The sequence below is a fragment of the Pseudoalteromonas rubra genome, assembly GCF_000967655.1.
GTDB classification, from domain to species: domain Bacteria; phylum Pseudomonadota; class Gammaproteobacteria; order Enterobacterales; family Alteromonadaceae; genus Pseudoalteromonas; species Pseudoalteromonas rubra_A.
This window is the reverse complement of record NZ_JXYA01000031.1, coordinates 26,867-45,843: the sequence shown is the minus strand read 5'-3', so window position 1 is coordinate 45,843 and position 18,977 is coordinate 26,867. Positions and strand designations below refer to the sequence as shown.

The window sequence follows — 18,977 nt, the reverse complement described above, 5'->3', positions numbered from 1 at the left end:
TTACTGTACCAAAAGCATAAATGCCTTCACCCGTTCCGTTTTCATCTTTGTACGAAAACGCTTTCCTAATTAACCAGGCACCCTGGTAGTTTTGAAGCCAAAGCGAATGCAGGCCTGTTTATTTTTAGGGCCCAATAATTTTGCTTAAATCTGGCTTAATCACTTTTTTATATTTGGGTTCTCCAGCCTCCCAAGCCATTGAGCTTTCACCACGTTGTTGGGATTTTTCATACCACTGGATAGAAACATACCCTTCGTCCTCTGTAGCCCTCATTGCTTCGATAAATTGATCAGAGTAAGTAAAAACAAAAGCAAAATGCTTAAACTTACTTTCTGGCCAATAATACGTTGTCTTCAATAATAGTATGAAAATCAATGAGAGCAGACTTAAATATAAAAACAGTTTTTTCATAAAAACTTTTATCGAGACACCCATTTTTAAAGTTTGCCTACAACCATTTCATAGAGCAAGAGCATTTAGTATTCGTGTAGCCCTCTGAGTTAATTTGTTATGTATCAACTTCAACTCGCGGGTCATCCCTTTCGGAATACAATGATTGACCAGGAGTGAAATGAATGAATTTTGCACCGTCGGGTGCACCAGGTTTATGCCAAATCCCTTTGGGAACAACAAAAGCGCTCCCCGCATTCGCTCTGTATGATTTAGGCGTATCCTGAAGTAACAAAATCTCTAGGTAACCTTCAATCACAAAGAAAAACTCGTCTGTGTCAGGGTGCATCTCCCAGCCAGGTGACACCCCCTTAATATTGCATGTACCAAAACTATATCCATTAAAATCAGCAAGACGTAGAAACGAGCCCTCCGGGTGAGCATCAAGATACTCAAATACATCTGTAATTTTCATAGCAAACCTCCGTTGGTTTATAACGCTTTGCGTGGTGGTCATTGGCGGTTGACAGCACTCATGCAAGGCCAATCATCAATCACTCCATGCGATTTAGGACGAAATTGAGCAGTTTTTTGTAAGCCATTTGTCGTTGCTGAATGCACTTTGAATACCCTCAGCAGCCTCCAACTTAACATCATTACAGAGCGGTTTTTCATCGTATCAATTGAATATTTGGTGACAAGGCGAGCGAATGCACTGTCTAGACATCCAATTAAATACTTGTGTGCTCTGCTCACTCCAACTACGCTTTAATCGACTCCAAGGATAAGGACGAATATGATGCCGACGGCAAGGAAGAAACAGGTCAGCTTAGTTGACACGAAATACTATCATTGCATCTCTCGCTGCGTAAGACGCGCCTTTTTATGCGGTGAAGACCCGTTAACAGGCCAATCTTATGAACATCGTCGTGAATGGGTTGAAGAAAAGCTACTTCTGCTGGCAAGCATTTTCTGCATTGATATATGCGCATACGCGGTGATGAGCAATCATACTCACATCGTTTTGTATGTGGACGATAAAAAAGCCAACCGATTGCATGACAAAGCCATCGTCATACGCTGGCATAAACTGTTTAAGGGCAACTGGCTGACACACAAATTCGTGGAAGGTAACGAACTCACTCCGTCCGAACGCATTATGCTCGACGATATTATTGACAAATATCGCGAAAGACTGGCGAGTATCAGCTGGTTTATGCGCGTACTCAACGAAGACATCGCTCGCCGAGCCAATAAAGAAGATGGCTGCAAAGGCCGGTTCTGGGAAGGCAGGTTTAAGTCTCAGGCATTGCTTGATGAAGCTGCCCTTGCCGCTTGCATGGCCTACGTTGACCTCAATCCTATCCGGGCCAAAGTAGCCAGCACACCAGAAACATCCGAGTTCACAAGTATCAAAAAACGCATTGAACATGCTCAGCATGGCAAACAACCCAAAAGCCTTCAGCGCTTTGCTGGTAACCCAAGGCAAAACATGCCCAAAGGATTACCCTTTGAGCTTGAATACTATATTGAACTGGTTGAGCTCACAGGACGATGCATTCGTGCAGACAAACGAGATCACATCTGCGATGCTCAGCCTATTCTTGCTCGATTGCAAATAGAACCTGAAAATTGGATAAAACTCACCACACAATTTACCAAAGTATTCCATGGTGCGGTCGGTAGACAGCAAGCCGTGACTGAATACTGTGAGCACCTGCAAAAAAAGCGGCGTCCTAATCTGGCTAATTGTGAGCGCTTATTAGGGTAAAAAGACTCATACCTGACTTCGAATTAGTACTGTAGCTAAAGACTTAACTGCGCTGCTTGGCTTGGAACTGGCTGAGCTGTACTAGCCCTGACTCTCCAAAACCAACATATTGTAATTCTTCACTTCAATTTAGAACATAACAGCTTTTTTGGTTGGCTGTTTTAAGTCGCTGTCTGTGTAATTAGTTTTAAGTGGCTGTCCGTGTAATTGTGCTCCAAAACCAACATATTGTAATTCTTCACTTCAATTTAGAACATAACAGCTTTTTTGGTTGGCTGTTTTATGTGGCTGTCCGTGCAATTTTTTTAAGTGGCTGTCCGTGTAATTGTGTAACGGGGACAGATATCGGTAGGTGTCTCGCAAAACTCGATTAAAAAATCTGCTGAAAAGCGCATCGCATCACTTCCCAGCAGAGAGTATGTTTATTATTTTGAAACAACTACATGATTGTGTTGAGTTAACACGGGGCAATCCCACAAGTGTGTTCTTGTGAAGTTATGTGGCTGTGGAGAATCGACACAACGAGATGGTTGCAATACAGTTTTTAATTGGCCATTGATATATTCAAACTGTTGTGTCGGGCTGGTGTTACAGTCCCAAATCATCAGTTTTTCGCCATTGCTCGTCGCTGAGTTTCTATAATCAAGGCACTTGTTATAGTTCATTTTACTTCTCACTTTTCCATCGGTAGTGAATAGCCATTTCTGGTTTGCACCAGTGTGACAATCGTACAGTATGATGTCTTGACCATTGCTTGGATGGTACCCATTAATATCTAAACACTTATCGAATATCTTCAGTTCTACGTATTTTTCAATGCCCAGGTAGTTGTCATTCCAAGTATGTGGATCTGCGGCTTCAAGCCATCTTACCGTATTTTTCATATTACCTTTACCAGCACTATTCCAAGAGAATAAATAGTCTGAGTCATTAGGTAAACATAGATAGTTGTCTTGCCACGTATGCGGGTCTGCCAACTCGATGATCTGCGTACAGCGCATACCATCGATTGGGCCAGCAAAAGACCATTTCATGCCAATGTCTTCTGACGAGCAGAAGTAGTTGTCTTGCCAGGTATGTGGATCTGCGGGTTCGACTGTTTGTACGCAGTACATGCCATCCACTATACCAGATGACTTAAATGTAAATGACACACCACCAAGCGCTGTGTGTTGGTCCATGGCGTAGACACCGGTCAGCGCACTAATAGACAAACCTTGTTGATTACAATCTACTCCGTTCGCTTGTAATCTACCGTTTTGACATTCTTTGAATACAACTTGTCTTGATGTGCTTCCTGCTTGCAAGCTAACAGGAGTTGCACTGACGCCGACAGCGGTCATTTTATGTTGGTTTCGCAAAGCTTGTACATCAACCAGAGCAAGGAAGTCACTGCTATTCAACGATGCAAATGCAAGGCTGACTTTCATCTTCTTAACCGTGCTTGATAGGCTTACACTATTTCCTGATACCTGCAAAGGAGGATTCTTATGGTAGCCAACAGAAAATTTTAGTTGGTTATTCGGCGTTGCTGGGTTCACAGCCTGAACAAAAAAGCTCATGATTGGCTCGTGGCGGTTAGAATGATGGCCATACTTAATACGCTCCAGTTCATGAACGTCAACAGCCACTCCTACTCCTAAATTACCTTTATTGACCATAAACATCAAAGACTGTGCACCGTCATATGTTTTAACCTGATCTACGACGAGCTTTAACGTATCGTAGTCAATGTCTTTTATTAGGCTGTACACAATGTTTTTTGCAAGCTCTACGTTGTTTTCATTGACGCCATCGACCAATGCTTCTAATTGACCATGGTAGTGTGCGTTGGTCACAGCAACAGTCGCAAAGTGTTCAAGTGCAGCAAGCTTTTGTTGTTGGTCAGCGACAAATGTTCCCATGTTGTCTAAAGTGGCCATTTGCTGAGCGAGTGATATGGCTTTATCAGTAATAGCTGTGGAGTCAACACCAACCAAGTTAGTTGCATCATTCACAACGTTTGCACCATGTCTAAGTGTATCAATTGAAACATTTGTCACTGGGCTAGTAACATGCCTTACCACTTGTGCTACCTGTGTAACGGCACCGCCAACGGTTCCAATCGGGTCTGTAAAGAAGTCACCTATACTACCCCAGCCAAAAGCATTTACTTGGCTAGTCATGGCCATAGAGCCAGCCACCACGGAGGCGACCATTGCTGAATTTACGATCCCTTTTCGTGAACCCATAATTTACTCCAAATTTCTATTGTTTAATTACACGACGCTAAAAAGCATTAATACTGGCCTTTAATTCGTTTCGTAAATTACATCAATAAACTAAGCTCATCTATTACATTGTATTACAAGTGTGAATTATGTGTCATTTTTGTGACTATGGATTTTTAGGAAGGACAATAGAAAAGTGCTCGATTATCACCCTACTTTTTGGGCGAGATTGCTGCTCTTGGGTGCTGGATACTTTTATCTAGCTAGTAAATTTCTAAATGCTATGTAGAGAAATGATTTCTGATGTGATTTCCGCTAAAAAAGGTACGGGCGATGGAGGGTGTCTTCCAAAATTCTTGGCGAAAGCTGCATCTGGCCGTTGATGCAAATACACACCAAATTGTGGGTGCTGAGTTATCTACAATCTCCGTAGCTGATTCAGAAGTTCTGGGTGATTTACTCAGACCATTACGCAGGAAGATCAGCTCGGTCAAAGCGGATGGCGCTTATGATACCCGAGGGTGTTATGCTGAAGTGACAGCCAAAAAGACTGACGCAATGATCCCTCCAAGGTGTAACCCGCAGTTGTGGGAGGATGGACATGCTCGTAACAGCGCGGTCATTTTAACAAAGCATATAGGTAGCAGTGAGTGGAAAAAGTGTGTGAACTACCATCAACGTTCACTGGCGGAAACAGCAATGTATCGGTATAAACAGCTAATGGGTGACAAGCTGGTCAGTCGTGGATTCAATCAGCAGCACACTGAAGCGATGCTCAAAGTGAAAATGCTCAATAGAATGACTGGGCTAGGTATGCCTGAATATCAGGAAAACAGCTGAAATTGCAGTACTGCATCAGCTATCTGGATTTGATCAACAAGGCCACAAAAGGGGACAAGTATCGGGGGGACTCTGCTGTTTATAAAATTAATAATTCTTGGCTTGTTTATTTTTTGTGATTTTATATACTAATCTGACATCAATGACGACGATTTATGTTTAATGGTTGGACTATTGAAGGCTAGGGTAGATTGATGAGAAAGTTATTACTTTGGATTGCTGTGACTGGTACTATCGCAGCTGTAATAGAGCCGAAATTAAAAGACCATAGAATAACGTCAGCCTCACACTCAACGCAAGTCAAAACAGTAAAGTCAAATTTAAACCCTGAACAGACTCAAAAAGTATGCTTAGCCGCAATTGCTACAATGTTTAGCAAACCACTAAAAATAGTTCATGTCACTCATATTGCATACGATATAGTTTACTTGCAATATATCCGTGAAGAAGATAATAGTTTATGGCAGTACAAATGCTATCTTGAAGGGCCACGCGTGATTTGGGGGTCTGTCGGAAACGATACTTCTGGTCGGTGGAGAACCAGTAAATATGATCCAATAGTCACTTGGGCTATAGAGGGTAATAAGTTAACCATTAAAGATCGAATCTCCGAAACCTCAGAAAACGTTAGAACTTTTTCGTTTTGAATTGGCTTTATCGAATCATTAATATGCATGAATCAAAGAAACCTATTCAAAGTTGCGACTTTCCTCAACAGAAAGGGTAAACGTATCAGTGGGTGCCTCCGAAGATTCATAGTTTGTCAGGTGAGTTCGGGTCATTGAGCCCTTGTGGGTGTTGTTATCCTCTGACAACCGCTTATCTGTTTGCCAAAGTACGATGAAAAAAGGTCCAACCCTGCGTGCGCAAAACTCTACGAAGGCACGGTCGTTAAAGACCGAGTGGGTGTATTAATTTTAGAGTGTACAGGCTTGGAACTCATTAGGGGCACAGGATAACCAGTCAAGCCCGGATATATGTCTTCCTAAATTATAAGTGGCTTTTTTGAATGTATATTTTTGCTAGATATCTTGATTTTCATAAGCTAGCATGTAGTTGATTTTTAATAAGAAGGATTTCATCGATGAGTGATTCTGTTTTGGTTTTTTTTAGCCACTCTTCTGCAGATAAAGAAGATTATGTAGAGCCATTAGTAAATGACTTACAAAAAAGCTATATTAGTAGTGGGTGTCTCCCATAACTTCCCATAACTTCGCGGGATTAGTTGACCACTACAGGTGTCTTCCAAAATTGGTGAACTAAACCAACTTTCAGTTGTTGTAGTGCCAAATAATACTGAGCCGTAGCACTGGGACCCATGCCGCCAATAACACCAAAGGTATGCATGATGAACTTTTGCAATTTAATGATTATAGATTTCTGGGATTATAGGTTGAAAACGAGATAAAGCTATTACAGCACAGCTACAGTAATCACCAGGTTGGCACAAAGGTGGGTAAAACTCATCAACAGGTCAACCCATTCAAACCAATTCACCTCTTATCACCGCCAAGCCAAACTAAACATTGATGCCTTATGAGCTGATATTTTCAATAACAGGCAAACCTGTGAACTCAGCAAATTCTCGAGCCGTCGTAACCGCATCTCGCTGATGTTTCGAGTTGCTAATAGCCACCTGGAGACCTTCTCGTGTAACCAAAACAACGGAATAAGGCCGAGTGGAAGCTCCGCTACTGACGACTCTAAACCCGCGGGCGCCGGCCAATTCATAGCGACGCTTAAATATAGGCATTAGCGCTGATGCCTTAAGTTCAAGCATTTGCTCCGCAAGGTCTACTCGCACCCGATAATTACCAAAAGTTGCATGCCAGCCAATGCCTGCAATGATACCAATTGCCCAAAACGGCAAACTTTTTTCACCCGCAGCAAAGTAAATATTTAACAAGCCAACGAATAGAATGATTGCACCTAAAGGTTTCAACAAAAAGCTAACTATGGCCGACTTTTGGTAAGTAGCTAAATGTGGAGTGTGCTTTTTAAAAATCACAGTTTCCCCCCTAGCTGTACCAAGCCTGCCATTGCAGAAAACACCAAAGCCGGGATCAAGAGCTTTAACTTATCTTGTAGCGACCAGACCGGTACAATGTGATCAGAGAGTGGCGCAAACGATTGACCAGGAGTCATCTCATTATCTTCAACTGGTATCCAGGGTATTTTGTTTGGCCATGCTGTAATTTGTTCAAGCGTATTGGCGTTAAACTGAAACTTCAGCAATGCAAGAAAAGCATGTGCCTCGCTGGGTTTATCAAAATGAAGTACCTGCCCCATCAGATTAACGCGTCGGCCGTCTTTTTGCCCGTCCTTTGTCATCACAACTTCTATATCCTCAATCTTAGCTTGCTGAGTAAGCTGCGCTGAGCGCCACAATAAGCGGGCCTGCCGTCGAAAAGTACCACTTTTGTGATCGACGACAATACAGTTTGAATGGCTAAACAAAATGATTGTGAGTGGCGTGGCCAAGAACAGTGAGACGATGTGAAATACCTCACCTATAAACAAGGTAAGGCAAAACGCAAACAAACTAACAAGCAAAAAAAGTATAGCCAAAAGCCTGACCAATACGGCCTTATTTGTGTTGAAGCTAATCGAGCCATTCCCGTGAAGGCGAACAACCTTTTTAACCTGCTCTGGTAATTGTTGGTAACTATAGATTATTGAATTTTCCATTTCTGTTGCTCCCAATTCTCCAATTTTACGTTGCAGCTAATATTCACTATCTCTTGTTAGCAGATTTTATATGGTGGCTTTGCTCATGTAATTAGTTGGCTCTTTTACTTTTGAAAAACCAAATTTTTCATATAACCCATGAGCGCCACTGGTATTTAATAGCCAATTTACGCTTTTTAAATCAGGATAATTCAATACGGCTTCCATTAGCTGAGTGCCAATTCCATTACCTTGATATTTTTCAAAAACAATAACATCCATTAGGTAAGCAAACGTAACTGTATCTGAAACCACTCTAGCAAAAGCGACCTGTTCACCGTTTATATATATTCCAAAGCATATTGAACTCTCAATAGAAGCCTTTGTTTGCTCTATTGTGCGACCTTTCCCCCAATACGATCTATTAGAAATATAGTCATGGATTTTAACCACATCTAACTTACTTTTATCGAGCGATACAACTCTGCTATTACTCAACTTGAAAACTCCATTAACCCCTAACATCTGAAACTGAGAAATCCCCAGATACTCATATTTAAAATCAATGTGATAGACACGCACGGCACTGTATGATCTAATTTATTTTGCCAAAAAAATTAAAGACGCCTATTCCAAGTTGCAACTTTACTCTGTAACTCCACAGAACGGGTACACATAGTAGTGGGTGTCTCCCAAAATTCCTCGAGAATTAGAGTCCTTTCGTTAAATGATATTGCCATTGTTAAACTCCCACTTTACAACCTTATTCCGTATATGCCCCAAAAATCCAAAACCATTCTCCCACTCACTTAATGAAATAACCTTTACATCTAGCAACCTCACTGCAAGATTGTTCTTAATAGAAGCTACCAAGTACTTCCTATCTGGTAATTCAACAGACTCAAAATAATCAGACACAATGATAACGTCCAAATCACTCCATGCGTTAAAGTTTCCTTTAATATAAGAACCAAATAAATAAAACTCGAAAATATCAATTTTTTCAGATAGACAATCCAAGAACATGTTCAAAGATTTATCCCTGTCAACCGGTAATTTACTCATCATGTCACCATTAGTTGGAGGAGAGCTAACGCCCGATTAACGGGTAAAAAATTGTGGGCTAAAATTGAGCGAAGCGAATAGCCCGCAAGTTTTTTATCCCTGTTTAATTGCTTGTTATGCGTTGACACACTGCTTTCAAAGCGCTTGCGCCTGCACTAGCTAGCTAAACTTTTATTTATAAAAACACTCACCAAACTCAAAATTGCAAAGAAGCGTTCGACTGGTGAATGACCTTTCTGGTCACAGCTTAAATTGAAAAACGAACAGCCAAGACCAACTAAAAACTTAATTACGCCACTGTACCTAAAAGCTGATTTGAAGAAAAGACTTGAAGTAAAAACTGCATTAAAGACAGCGATTTAAAGTGACGCATAACACCTTACTAATGGGCGCATAAATGCTTGGCTAAAATTAGCGACGAAGGAGCACAAGCCAAGCGTTTTGCGTCCTTTTGAGTAACTTGTTAGCAGTACATTAGTCGCCGACAAAAATTACGTTTTTACCATTACTTTCAGCTGATTCCAAAACAGAGATAAACTCTGAAAATAGATCCGCACTATTACCGTACTGTGGAGCAACAGAGTTAAGTATATCTATTAAATTTTGAAGCCCTGATGAGAATTTGGTATCGGAATATTGATCTATGACTAAGCCAGTTTTAGCTTTAAATATCTCGAACGCTTCATTGAATAATGACCATCTCTCTGAATCAATTGCGTAAATCCATTCCTTTGGTTGGCCATTTTCCATTATGTGTAAATCTAGTGCCATATTTCCTGTACTGCTAACGCCCTGTTATGGGGCGGATTAAGCTTGGCTAAAATTAGCGAAGAATGAGCGCCAGCCAAGCATTAAGGCGTCCCTTCCATAAACAGTTTGTTATGTGACGTTAGGCCACTGAAACCACCATTGGGATCGAATTCGTGGCAACATATTCTGAACCACATGCTTCATCCCAATGATAATGTTCACCCGACGCTGAATCCAAATCAAAGTCAAAAAATGAAGCAAAAACTTCTATGCTCTTCAAACCTCCTCTGATCGTGACGCCGCCTTCCTCTCGAAATGTTGCACAAGCGGGTCCCGAGCATACTTGCACCTTTAACTCAGGTTCAAGACTATCGTATGACATAGAACAACCCGAGCAATCAAATGTAAACACATAAACTTGCCCATCTTCGGCTTTTTCAAGTGTACGCTTAATTTCAGCCAACTCCGACACTGTCCCTGATATTTCTAATTCATCTATAGCTCGAAATAGCTTCATTTTAACTCAGTCATATAACGCCTAAATAAGCGGCGTATAAACGTTTGGCCATAATCAGCGAGGAACGAGCGCCAGCCAAACTTTAAACGTCCGTTCTTGATTTACTTGTTATACAACGACTGAATCGGAACTTAATAACTTCAAACCAACTATACCGATGACAATTAACCCTATACATGCAATACGCTTAATATCCGCTACTTCGTTAAACCAAACTATTCCAACAATTGCCACACCTACAGCGCCAATACCAGTCCAAACTGCATAGGCATTGCCCATTGGAATAGTTTTTAAAGCATAGGAAAGACAACCAAAACTGATCCACATGGCTGTTATTGTTATTACAGAAGGCCACAATTTAGTAAATCCTTCGGTATGTTTAAGGCCAACTGCCCATACGATCTCAAACAAGCCAGCTATGACTAACACTATCCAGCCCACTCAAAACTCTCCTTAGTTGTATAACGCCTTAATAAACGGCGAAAAATAGCAGGCTAAACTAAGCGAAGGATGAGCGCAAGCCTGCTGTTTTGCGTCCATTGTTTAAATAATTTGTTAGGTGAATTAGTCACCATAGAACAACAAGCTAGTTTCTTGTTTAATTGCTAATTCCGCTGCATTAGCTAATTTATCTAGAGTTGATATGATTTCATTCTTATCCAATGAAGCCAAACCTTCCTCAATAGTTTCGTATCTCACAACTGATTTTGACATAAGAGACAGAGTTTCTTTAGCAAAATCAATCGTATTTCTTAAACGCTGACAATCTTCAATAGCGTACTTCGTTTTCCCAGATTCATCGAAGTTTTGCCCTCCAACATTAATGATTGGTAGCAAGTATTCTTGAATTTCAACAGATGGAAAGTACCAACTATCTTGACCTTCCTTAGTATTAGCAATATTCCACGAAATCAAAGATTCACCTAACGCCTTGTTAAGGTGTGAGGCACGCAATACCGAAGCCTCCGCATAATACCTTAACCACTAAAATCAACGCATAGTAAAAATGCCACGCGTGCCGAATCACTCTTGAACAATTTGTTAGCTGGTTGTTTCCACAACATCGAAAGCTACCAAGTTGAAACTTGTCGCCTGAATAAACCACTCATGCCAAGGCATCGTTTCCTTAAAGCCATCAAAGTGGAATGTACTCCCATCAAACTTCGCATTCATGATTTCGTCAATCGGGTACTCTGGAGTTTTGTGACTGACGGATGCCACATCATTCAACCAAGTGAGGCTTTTTTCATTCGACGCGTTATATAGAGTCATCACCCCATTTTGAACAATTAGATCCTTTCCATTGGAACCTGGATGCTCTTTGCTGATGAAAATACCACTGAGAACGATGGTGATCTTGGAGTCACTTCTGGAAACATCATTGATAGATGCATCATGAAAGCTCATCTTCTCAAAGTCGGTATTAATTTCCATATGCCCTCCTGCCAGCTAACGCCTCGCTTAACCGGCGCAAAATAGCAGGCTAAAATTAGCGACGAAGGAGCGCAAGCCTGCTGTTTTGCGTCCTTTGGTTAAAGCGTTTGTTAGTACTCATTTTGTACGATACCAGTAAAGCAGAGCCGATATACTACCGACAATAGCGGTTGGTATAAACATAATTACCATTGTAAAATCTAAATCTTGAAAACCAAAACCGAACACAATGCCCAAACATATTGCAGCAACAAAACTGCATGCAACTATTGAGAATAAAAACGAAACCATAACTCTTAGGAAATAATTTATTTCACTCATTTCGATAGAGCGCCTGAAAATATAAAAACCTAAAGTAAACGCTAATATTGCTACTGGCACACCAAAAACTAGTGTTTTAACGAAGAATTTTAAGCTATATAAAAGCCCATTTCCGTCATTAAAATTCAATATCGGTACAACAACTAAGAATATAAATAAATACACATATATGATTGAGCTAATGTATTTAAATTTATCGATCATAATTGCCTTTGAGTACTAACAATTTATTCTACCTCAAAATGTCGGAACATAAACCGACAAAACGGGCTGTATTACATGTCCTCATAGTCCCACGGAACAAACTCAAAGTAAACAATCGGTTGCAACCTGCAAAAACACATTTGTGTAAAAATTGGACAAAACGGTACGTAATAATGTTATTGGACAACAACCAAAACACTGTCTATACATCCAGTACCAACCTTACCAAATGGAACGTTTATGAAATCACCTTTTCTACTCATGCTGCAAGAGCAGATGTACCTACGACGTTATGCCAAACGCACCATTGAAGCGTACCTAAAATGGATTGCTGCATTTATTCGCTTTAACAATATGCGACACCCTACAACTATGGGGGATAAAGAAGTTGAACTATTTCTTAACCACCTGGTAAATGAACAAAATGTTGCTCAAGGCACACAAGCTCAGGCATTAAACGCCTTATGTTTTTTGTATAAAGAGATACTTAAAAAGCCATTGTCCTTGCGACTAAACTTTACCAAAAGCCAACGTCCTCGCAAGTTACCGGTTGTATTAACAAAAGAAGAAGTTAGTTCATTACTTACTATGTGTAGCGCTCGCCATTACCTGTCATGCGCCCTGCTTTATGGCAGTGGCCTAAGGTTGATGGAGACAATGAGGCTTCGGGTTAAAGATATCGATTTTGATTATCTCTGTCTTCGAATATGGGACGGTAAAGGCGGTAAAAACAGAGTTGTGACGCTGGCTAAAGAGTTAATTCCCCTACTAAGAAGCCAAATCCTCCAGGTAGAAAATTATCTGCAACTTGACCTGAAAACCCTCAGTACTGTGGCGTATGGTTACCCCACAGACTAAGACACAAATACAATGGTCACGAGAAGCAGTTGATGTGGCAGTATTTATTTCCTTCTCACAAGCTAAGTACAGACCCAGAAACAAAACAACTCAGACGGCACCACATTGATGAGAAGCAGGTTCAAAGAGCAGTAAAAAAAGCAGCGTATTTAGCTGGGATCACTAAGCAGGTAACACCACATACATTACGGCACTCTTTTGCGACACATCTGCTGCAAAATGGCGCTGATATAAGAACAATACAAACTCAACTTGGTCATAGTGACGTCCGGACAACACAAATTTACACGCATATTATCCAGCAAGGAGGCCAAGGAGTGGTAAGTCCAATTTCTCACCTCCCGCAACGAATTAAATAACAGACAATAGAAAACCGCCTCAATCTCTTAAGGCGGTTTTCAAAAGTCTAAGTCGGGGATTAGCCCGACCTACAACATGAGGCCAAACGCACTATTAAAGCGTACTTAAAATGGATTGCTGCATTTATTCGCTTTATCAATTTGCGACACACGACAGCTACAGGCTATGGCGATATAGAGCTAACTCGAAAACACCCGATGAACAAACCTAAGGGTGAAACTCGCCAACCCCATCTGCCGATTATGCATGAATCCCAGTCAATAAACCTGGTTGGCATTCAACTACAAGGTTAATTGTTAACGCTTAACCACCGTTTTCCTCTGGTTTTAACGGTTGCTGATAACTGGGGCGATCAGGAATAGGAGAACCTGTGCCACCGCCATGTCCACTAACAGCTCGTTGCTGCCGCTCCGTCAGTTGTTTCATATCTTTCATTTCTAAACTAATTTGCGATTGTCAGAACTAATATACCCTCCGCAATATGCACGAGCGATCGCATCGGGCTATGTAAGTTACTTCTTACTGGGTAGATTTCATACTAACAATGCGAAGTTACATTGCAACCGTATTATGTAAAGAGGTCAAAAACGGTTCAGCTACAAGGATTGAAGAGCAAACTAACTAATTGAAAAGATTAGGCAAGCTCAATCAATAGACTTGAAGCAGACACAGAACATAGATGTAAGTGTTCTCCTATTGCCCTGCTCAAAGCACAGATCAGTTTATTTATTAATTTGCAACAGCATTTCATTTACCCCATCAGGGCATTGAATGAGCCACAACACGCAGCTCTGCCTGCTCTCTGACTTATCGCCCGATCACAGACACAAAAAAACCGCTCGTCCTAAAACGAGCGGTTTTCATCATTTGCCAGCCCTGTAATTACAAGGCTTACAAACCAATCTTACTCAGCATAAGTCTCTACAGCTGGGCAAGAACAAATAAGATTACGGTCGCCGTATACGTCGTCGATACGGGTTACCGTTGGCCAGAACTTGTCTTTCGCTACTGATGCAACCGGGAAGGCTGCGTAGAAGCGGTCGTAGGCGCGGTCCCACTCGTTGCCCAGTACGTCTGCCTGGGTGTGTGGTGCGAACACCAGCGGGTTGTTCTCTACTGACCATTCGCCGTTTTCTACTTTGGCGATTTCAGCGCGGATAGAGATCATGGCTTCGATGAAGCGGTCGATTTCTACCTTAGACTCAGATTCCGTTGGCTCGATCATCAGTGTGCCAGCAACCGGGAATGACATAGTCGGCGCGTGGAAACCGTAGTCCATCAGGCGCTTAGCAACGTCCATTTCTGTGATGCCAGAGGCTTCTTTCAGTGGGCGCAGGTCGATAATACACTCGTGGGCAACGCGGTCGTTGCGGCCACGGTAAAGTACCGGGTAGTGCTTGCTCAGTTGCTCTGTCAGGTAGTTGGCGTTTACGATGGCCATTTCAGTGGCCTGCTTCAGGCCTTCGCTGCCCATCATGGCAATGTACGCCCATGAGATTGGCAGGATGGCTGCTGAGCCGTAAGGTGCCGCAGAAACTGCGCCGTTACCTTCGTTGGTGCCTGCTACTTTGATCACGCTGTGGTTAGGCATGAATGGCGCAAGGTGTGATTTAACACCGATAGGACCAACACCCGGGCCACCACCGCCGTGCGGGATACAGAATGTTTTGTGCAGGTTCAGGTGCGATACGTCAGAACCGATTGAGCCCGGGCTGGTTACGCCAACCTGTGCGTTCATGTTCGCGCCGTCCATGTAAACCTGGCCGCCGTGCTGGTGAACGATGTCACACACTTCACGGATGGCTTCTTCGTATACACCGTGGGTAGACGGGTAGGTAACCATGATACAAGACAGGTTCTCAGATACGTCTTCTGCCTTCGCGCGCAGGTCGTCCAGGTCGATGTTACCGTCGCTGTCACAGCCAACCACAACTACTTTCATGCTGGCCATTTGCGCCGACGCCGGGTTAGTACCGTGCGCAGAGCTTGGGATCAGACACACGTTACGGTGACCTTCGCCGCGTGACTCGTGGTATTTACGAATCGCGATAAGACCCGCGTATTCACCCTGTGCACCTGAGTTAGGTTGCAGTGATACTGCGTCGTAACCTGTGATGTTAACCAGCCAGTCGTGCAGCTCAGTCATCATCACCTGATAACCCTGTGCCTGCTCTAACGGGCAGAACGGGTGCAGTTCAGCGAACTCAGGCCAGGTGACCGGGATCATCTCAGCGGTCGCGTTCAGCTTCATGGTACAAGAACCCAGTGAGATCATAGAGTGGTTCAGCGCCAAATCTTTGTTCTCAAGACGCTTGATGTAACGCAGCATCTCGGTTTCGCTGTGGTAGCTGTTGAAGTTGTCGTGCGTCAGTACTTCGTCATCACGTACCAGACTCGCCGGAATACCTGAGATGCCATTTGCTGCAACTTCGCTGTCCAGTGCTGCTACATCTAAGCCGTGGCCTTCGCCCAGGATGATGTCGAACAGTTCAGCGATGTCACCGCGAGTCGTCGTTTCGTTCAGCGCAATCGAGTACTCGCCAGCGTGGTTGATGGCAAAGTTGACTTCGTTTGCAACGGCGCGCGCGACTACTGCGTCTTTGTCTGCGTCGTCAGCAACCACTGTGATGGTGTCAAACCAGGTGTCGTGCTTCAGTGCCACGCCTTTGGCTTTCAGGCCGGTTGCCAGAATGCTGGCGAAACGGTTAATGCGCTCGGCAATGGTTTTCAGGCCCTGTGGACCGTGGTACACCGCATAGAATGCAGCCATGTTGGCCAGCAGTACCTGCGCTGTACAAATGTTTGAGTTGGCTTTTTCGCGGCGGATGTGCTGCTCGCGTGTTTGCATTGCCATACGCAGTGCGTCGTTACCTAAACGGTCTTTTGATACACCAATGATACGCCCTGGCAGTGAACGCTTGTAGGCATCGCGTGTTGCGAAGAACGCAGCGTGTGGACCACCGTAACCCATAGGAACACCAAAACGCTGTGCAGAGCCCAGTACCACATCTGCGCCCAGTTTACCTGGTGCTTTCAGCAGCATTAAGCTCATGATGTCAGCAGCCACACAGGCAATCGCTTTTTTGCTTTGTACTTGTGCGATGATGTCTGTGATGTCGACCACTTCACCTGATGTGGTTGGATACTGGAACAGAGCACCGAAGATCTCGTGGTTTGCCGCTTCGCTTGCCGGGCCTACTACCACTTCAAAACCAAACTGCTCGGCACGGGTTGTGACGACGTCGATGGTTTGTGTGTGTACGTCTTCTGCAATGAAGAACAGGTTCGCTTTTTTCGCTTTAGAAACGCGCTTAGCCAGTGCCATAGCTTCGGCTGCTGCGGTTGATTCGTCAAGCAGTGACGCACTGGCCAGGTCCAGGCCGGTGATGTCCATGGTCATAGTCTGGAAGTTAAGCAAAGACTCAAGACGGCCTTGTGCAATCTCTGGCTGATACGGCGTGTAAGCTGTATACCAGCCTGGGTTTTCCAGTACGTTACGCAAGATAACGTTAGGCACGTGTGTCGGGTGGTAACCCTGACCGATGTAAGATTTGAAGACCTTGTTTTTGCTTGCTACAGATTTCAGGTAGCTCAGCGTTTCTACTTCGGTACGGCTTTCACCAATTTGCAGGCCTTGCTCTAAACGGATTGAGCTAGGTACTGTCTGACCGATCAGCTCTTCAACACTCGATACTCCAAGCGCAGCAAGCATGTCACTCACCTGAGCCGGGCTCGGGCCGATATGGCGACGAATAAAGTCTTGCTTTTGCTCTAGTTGTTCAAGAGATTTGGCGTTTGACATGTGTCCAGATTCCTATGATCCAAGTAAAAATGGGGGTGTCACTGTTGCTCGACGACCTGCACCTTGATGCACAGTGCGACGAAAATACCTTGGTAACAGTCACAGAGTTTAACGGTGTTGCCACGCCTCACACTGGGCGCAACTATAAAAGCCCCACGCAGGGGCTTTTATAGTATCTACAACGAATTAGTCTTCGTCGATGTTGGCTGCGTAGCCTTCTGCGTCAAGCAGGTTTTCAAGTTCGCTTTCATCAGACGCTTTAACACGGAACAACCAGCCGTCACCGTAAGGGTCGTTGTTGACTGATTCCGGAGAGTCTTCAAGCTCTTCGTTGATAGCCACAATCTCGCCGCCGATTGGCGCGTAGATGTCAGAAGCGGCTTTAACAGACTCAGCAACCGCGCAGTCTTCACCAGCGTCAACTTCGTCACCTACGTCAGGCAGGTCAACGAATACCATGTCACCCAAAAGTTCCTGCGCATGCTCAGTGATGCCGACAGTGTAAGTGCCGTCGCCTTCAGCGCGAACCCACTCGTGAGACGTTGCGTACTTTAACTCGCTAGGAATGTTGCTCATTTTATTGTTCCTTTGGTCGATTTATGTGGGCCATCGCCCGTTATTCTATTGTGCTCTGTGCGTTACAGAACCGACTTACCATTGCGTACAAAGCAAGGTTTAACCACTTTAACGTCTACCAGCTTTTTGCGCATTTCAACCTGAGCTGTGTCACCCGTAGAGCGAGGTACACGGGCCAAAGCTACGCTAAAGCCTAACGTTGGCGAGAATGTACCAGAAGTGATAACACCTTCGCCACCTTCTACGATAACTTTAGAGCCACCGCGCAGCACGCCTTTGCTCTCAAGTACCAGGCCAACCAGCTTGTCAGTGCTCTTGTCAGCACGTTGCTGCTCAATCACTTTACGACCGATAAAGTCACGCTCTGCCGGCTCCCACGCAATGGTCCACGCCATGTTAGCAGCCAGTGGAGAAACGCTTTCATCCATATCTGAGCCGTAAAGGTTCATGCCCGCTTCTAAACGTAGCGTATCACGTGCACCTAGGCCAGCCGGACTCACGCCCGCGTCTAATAATTTTTGCCACAGTTGCGCTGCGTCATCGTTGTGTACCACGATTTCGTAGCCGTCTTCCCCTGTGTAGCCCGTGGTGGCAATGAACAGCTCTTCGGCTTGTACGCCAAAGAACGGCTTCATGCCCTCTACTGCAGCGTTTTGTGCATCGCTCAGGATAATGGCTGTTTTAGCTTTGGCATTTGGACCCTGCACCGCAATCATCGCGTATTCAGGACGCTCTGTGATAGCCACATCAAAGTCGGCTGCAACCGCGTTCATGTGTGCTAAGTCTTTTTCGCGCGTTGCAGAGTTTACAACCAGACGGTACTCCGTTTCTGTGAAGAAGTAGATGATCAAATCATCAATCACACCGCCCTGCTCGTTCAGCATGCCTGTGTAAAGTGCTTTACCTGCTACTTTCAGTTTTGCCACATCGTTGGCAACCAGCTTGCGCAGGAATGCCTGAGCATCCGCACCTTTTACATCGACTATGGTCATGTGAGACACATCAAACATACCTGCGTCTTGACGCACGGCGTTGTGCTCTTCGATTTGCGAGCCATAGTTGATTGGCATTTCCCAACCGTGGAAATCGACCATTTTCGCGCCAGCTTCTAGGTGCTTGGCATGCAGTACTGTTTTAGAAGTCATACTCTTCCTTCACTTTATTGTCATCACCCATCCGGTTTCTTCCGGATGCGTGTTCACCGATGCGAC

The 18,977-nt window shown here is 43.9% G+C and carries 21 protein-coding genes and 2 pseudogenes; 6 read left to right on the top strand and 17 right to left on the bottom strand.

Translation table 11 applies throughout. From position 1 onward, the window contains the following. Window positions 1–124: 124 nt before the first annotated feature. Both TW77_RS25790 and TW77_RS24310 read right to left on the bottom strand, forming a co-directional pair. Window positions 125–412, bottom strand: a complete 288-nt coding sequence (locus TW77_RS25790; protein ID WP_240479495.1) for a hypothetical protein — start codon at window positions 410–412, stop codon at window positions 125–127. A gap of 97 nt (window positions 413–509) precedes the next feature. Continuing rightward, window positions 510–866, bottom strand: coding sequence for a cupin domain-containing protein (locus TW77_RS24310; RefSeq protein WP_052713186.1), 357 nt, complete (start codon window positions 864–866; stop codon window positions 510–512). Between the two features lie 324 nt (window positions 867–1,190). Between TW77_RS24310 and TW77_RS13815 the strand changes: the two genes are divergently transcribed. Further along, window positions 1,191–2,162, top strand: a complete 972-nt coding sequence (locus TW77_RS13815) for a hypothetical protein (RefSeq protein ID WP_046005568.1) — start codon at window positions 1,191–1,193, stop codon at window positions 2,160–2,162. A gap of 425 nt (window positions 2,163–2,587) precedes the next feature. On the opposite strand, the gene TW77_RS13810 is transcribed toward TW77_RS13815, so the two are convergent. Further along, window positions 2,588–4,393 (bottom strand): RICIN domain-containing protein, encoded by a 1,806-nt coding sequence (locus tag TW77_RS13810; protein WP_046005567.1) that lies wholly within the window; start codon window positions 4,391–4,393, stop codon window positions 2,588–2,590. Window positions 4,394–4,705: 312 nt separating this feature from the next. Here TW77_RS13810 and TW77_RS13805 point away from each other — a divergent pair, with 312 nt between their 5' ends. Further along, entirely contained in the window at window positions 4,706–5,212 is a 507-nt protein-coding gene (locus TW77_RS13805; protein ID WP_046005566.1) for an IS5 family transposase, read from the top strand. Between the two features lie 194 nt (window positions 5,213–5,406). Next, window positions 5,407–5,859, top strand: a complete 453-nt coding sequence (locus TW77_RS13800) for a hypothetical protein (protein ID WP_052713185.1) — start codon at window positions 5,407–5,409, stop codon at window positions 5,857–5,859. A gap of 887 nt (window positions 5,860–6,746) precedes the next feature. Here the strand turns inward: TW77_RS13800 and TW77_RS13795 are convergent. From TW77_RS13795 to TW77_RS13750, 10 genes are all read right to left on the bottom strand, one after another. After that, window positions 6,747–7,220, bottom strand: a complete 474-nt coding sequence (locus TW77_RS13795; protein WP_046005565.1) for a hypothetical protein — start codon at window positions 7,218–7,220, stop codon at window positions 6,747–6,749. Further along, entirely contained in the window at window positions 7,217–7,900 is a 684-nt protein-coding gene (locus tag TW77_RS13790) for a hypothetical protein (RefSeq protein ID WP_046005564.1), read from the bottom strand. Before TW77_RS13790 ends, TW77_RS13795 begins: the two co-directional genes overlap by 4 nt. A 66-nt stretch (window positions 7,901–7,966) precedes the next feature. Next, a complete protein-coding gene (locus TW77_RS13785; RefSeq protein ID WP_240479494.1) occupies window positions 7,967–8,377 on the bottom strand; it encodes a GNAT family N-acetyltransferase in 411 nt (136 codons plus the stop codon). A gap of 225 nt (window positions 8,378–8,602) precedes the next feature. Further along, window positions 8,603–8,947, bottom strand: a complete 345-nt coding sequence (locus TW77_RS13780) for a nucleotidyltransferase domain-containing protein (protein ID WP_082078926.1) — start codon at window positions 8,945–8,947, stop codon at window positions 8,603–8,605. 471 nt (window positions 8,948–9,418) lie between these two features. Continuing rightward, window positions 9,419–9,715, bottom strand: coding sequence for a hypothetical protein (locus TW77_RS13775; RefSeq protein WP_046005561.1), 297 nt, complete (start codon window positions 9,713–9,715; stop codon window positions 9,419–9,421). 118 nt (window positions 9,716–9,833) lie between these two features. Beyond that, the gene (locus TW77_RS13770; protein ID WP_046005560.1) at window positions 9,834–10,211 is read right to left on the bottom strand and encodes a hypothetical protein; all 378 of its coding nucleotides are present in this window, start codon (window positions 10,209–10,211) and stop codon (window positions 9,834–9,836) included. Between the two features lie 108 nt (window positions 10,212–10,319). Continuing rightward, a complete protein-coding gene (sugE, locus tag TW77_RS13765; protein WP_046005559.1) occupies window positions 10,320–10,652 on the bottom strand; it encodes a quaternary ammonium compound efflux SMR transporter SugE in 333 nt (110 codons plus the stop codon). Between the two features lie 123 nt (window positions 10,653–10,775). Further along, the gene (locus tag TW77_RS13760; protein ID WP_162197957.1) at window positions 10,776–11,165 is read right to left on the bottom strand and encodes a hypothetical protein; all 390 of its coding nucleotides are present in this window, start codon (window positions 11,163–11,165) and stop codon (window positions 10,776–10,778) included. 87 nt (window positions 11,166–11,252) lie between these two features. Then, window positions 11,253–11,645, bottom strand: coding sequence for a hypothetical protein (locus tag TW77_RS13755; protein ID WP_046005557.1), 393 nt, complete (start codon window positions 11,643–11,645; stop codon window positions 11,253–11,255). Window positions 11,646–11,762: 117 nt separating this feature from the next. Next, window positions 11,763–12,170 (bottom strand): hypothetical protein, encoded by a 408-nt coding sequence (locus TW77_RS13750; RefSeq protein ID WP_046005556.1) that lies wholly within the window; start codon window positions 12,168–12,170, stop codon window positions 11,763–11,765. 240 nt (window positions 12,171–12,410) lie between these two features. Between TW77_RS13750 and TW77_RS13745 the strand changes: the two are divergent. Then, window positions 12,411–13,387, top strand: a pseudogene (locus TW77_RS13745) (integron integrase). 84 nt (window positions 13,388–13,471) lie between these two features. Next, window positions 13,472–13,681 (top strand): annotated as a pseudogene (locus TW77_RS26050) (hypothetical protein); the annotation flags it as partial. A gap of 10 nt (window positions 13,682–13,691) precedes the next feature. On the opposite strand, the gene TW77_RS25955 reads toward TW77_RS26050, so the two are convergent. Both TW77_RS25955 and gcvP read right to left on the bottom strand, forming a co-directional pair. Next, on the bottom strand, window positions 13,692–13,814 hold the full coding sequence (locus TW77_RS25955; RefSeq protein ID WP_275041935.1) for a hypothetical protein: 123 nt from the start codon (window positions 13,812–13,814) through the stop codon (window positions 13,692–13,694). Between the two features lie 478 nt (window positions 13,815–14,292). Beyond that, complete coding sequence (gene gcvP / locus TW77_RS13740; protein WP_046005555.1) at window positions 14,293–17,190, bottom strand: aminomethyl-transferring glycine dehydrogenase; 2,898 nt, start codon at window positions 17,188–17,190, stop codon at window positions 14,293–14,295. Between the two features lie 14 nt (window positions 17,191–17,204). Between gcvP and TW77_RS25190 the strand changes: the two genes are divergently transcribed. After that, the gene (locus TW77_RS25190) at window positions 17,205–17,363 is read left to right on the top strand and encodes a hypothetical protein (RefSeq protein WP_156158673.1); all 159 of its coding nucleotides are present in this window, start codon (window positions 17,205–17,207) and stop codon (window positions 17,361–17,363) included. 13 nt (window positions 17,364–17,376) lie between these two features. On the opposite strand, the gene gcvH is transcribed toward TW77_RS25190, so the two are convergent. Further along, complete coding sequence (gene gcvH, locus TW77_RS13735; RefSeq protein WP_046005554.1) at window positions 17,377–17,766, bottom strand: glycine cleavage system protein GcvH; 390 nt, start codon at window positions 17,764–17,766, stop codon at window positions 17,377–17,379. Between the two features lie 62 nt (window positions 17,767–17,828). After that, window positions 17,829–18,911 (bottom strand): glycine cleavage system aminomethyltransferase GcvT, encoded by a 1,083-nt coding sequence (gene gcvT / locus TW77_RS13730; protein ID WP_046005553.1) that lies wholly within the window; start codon window positions 18,909–18,911, stop codon window positions 17,829–17,831. Between the last annotated feature and the right edge of the window lie 66 nt (window positions 18,912–18,977).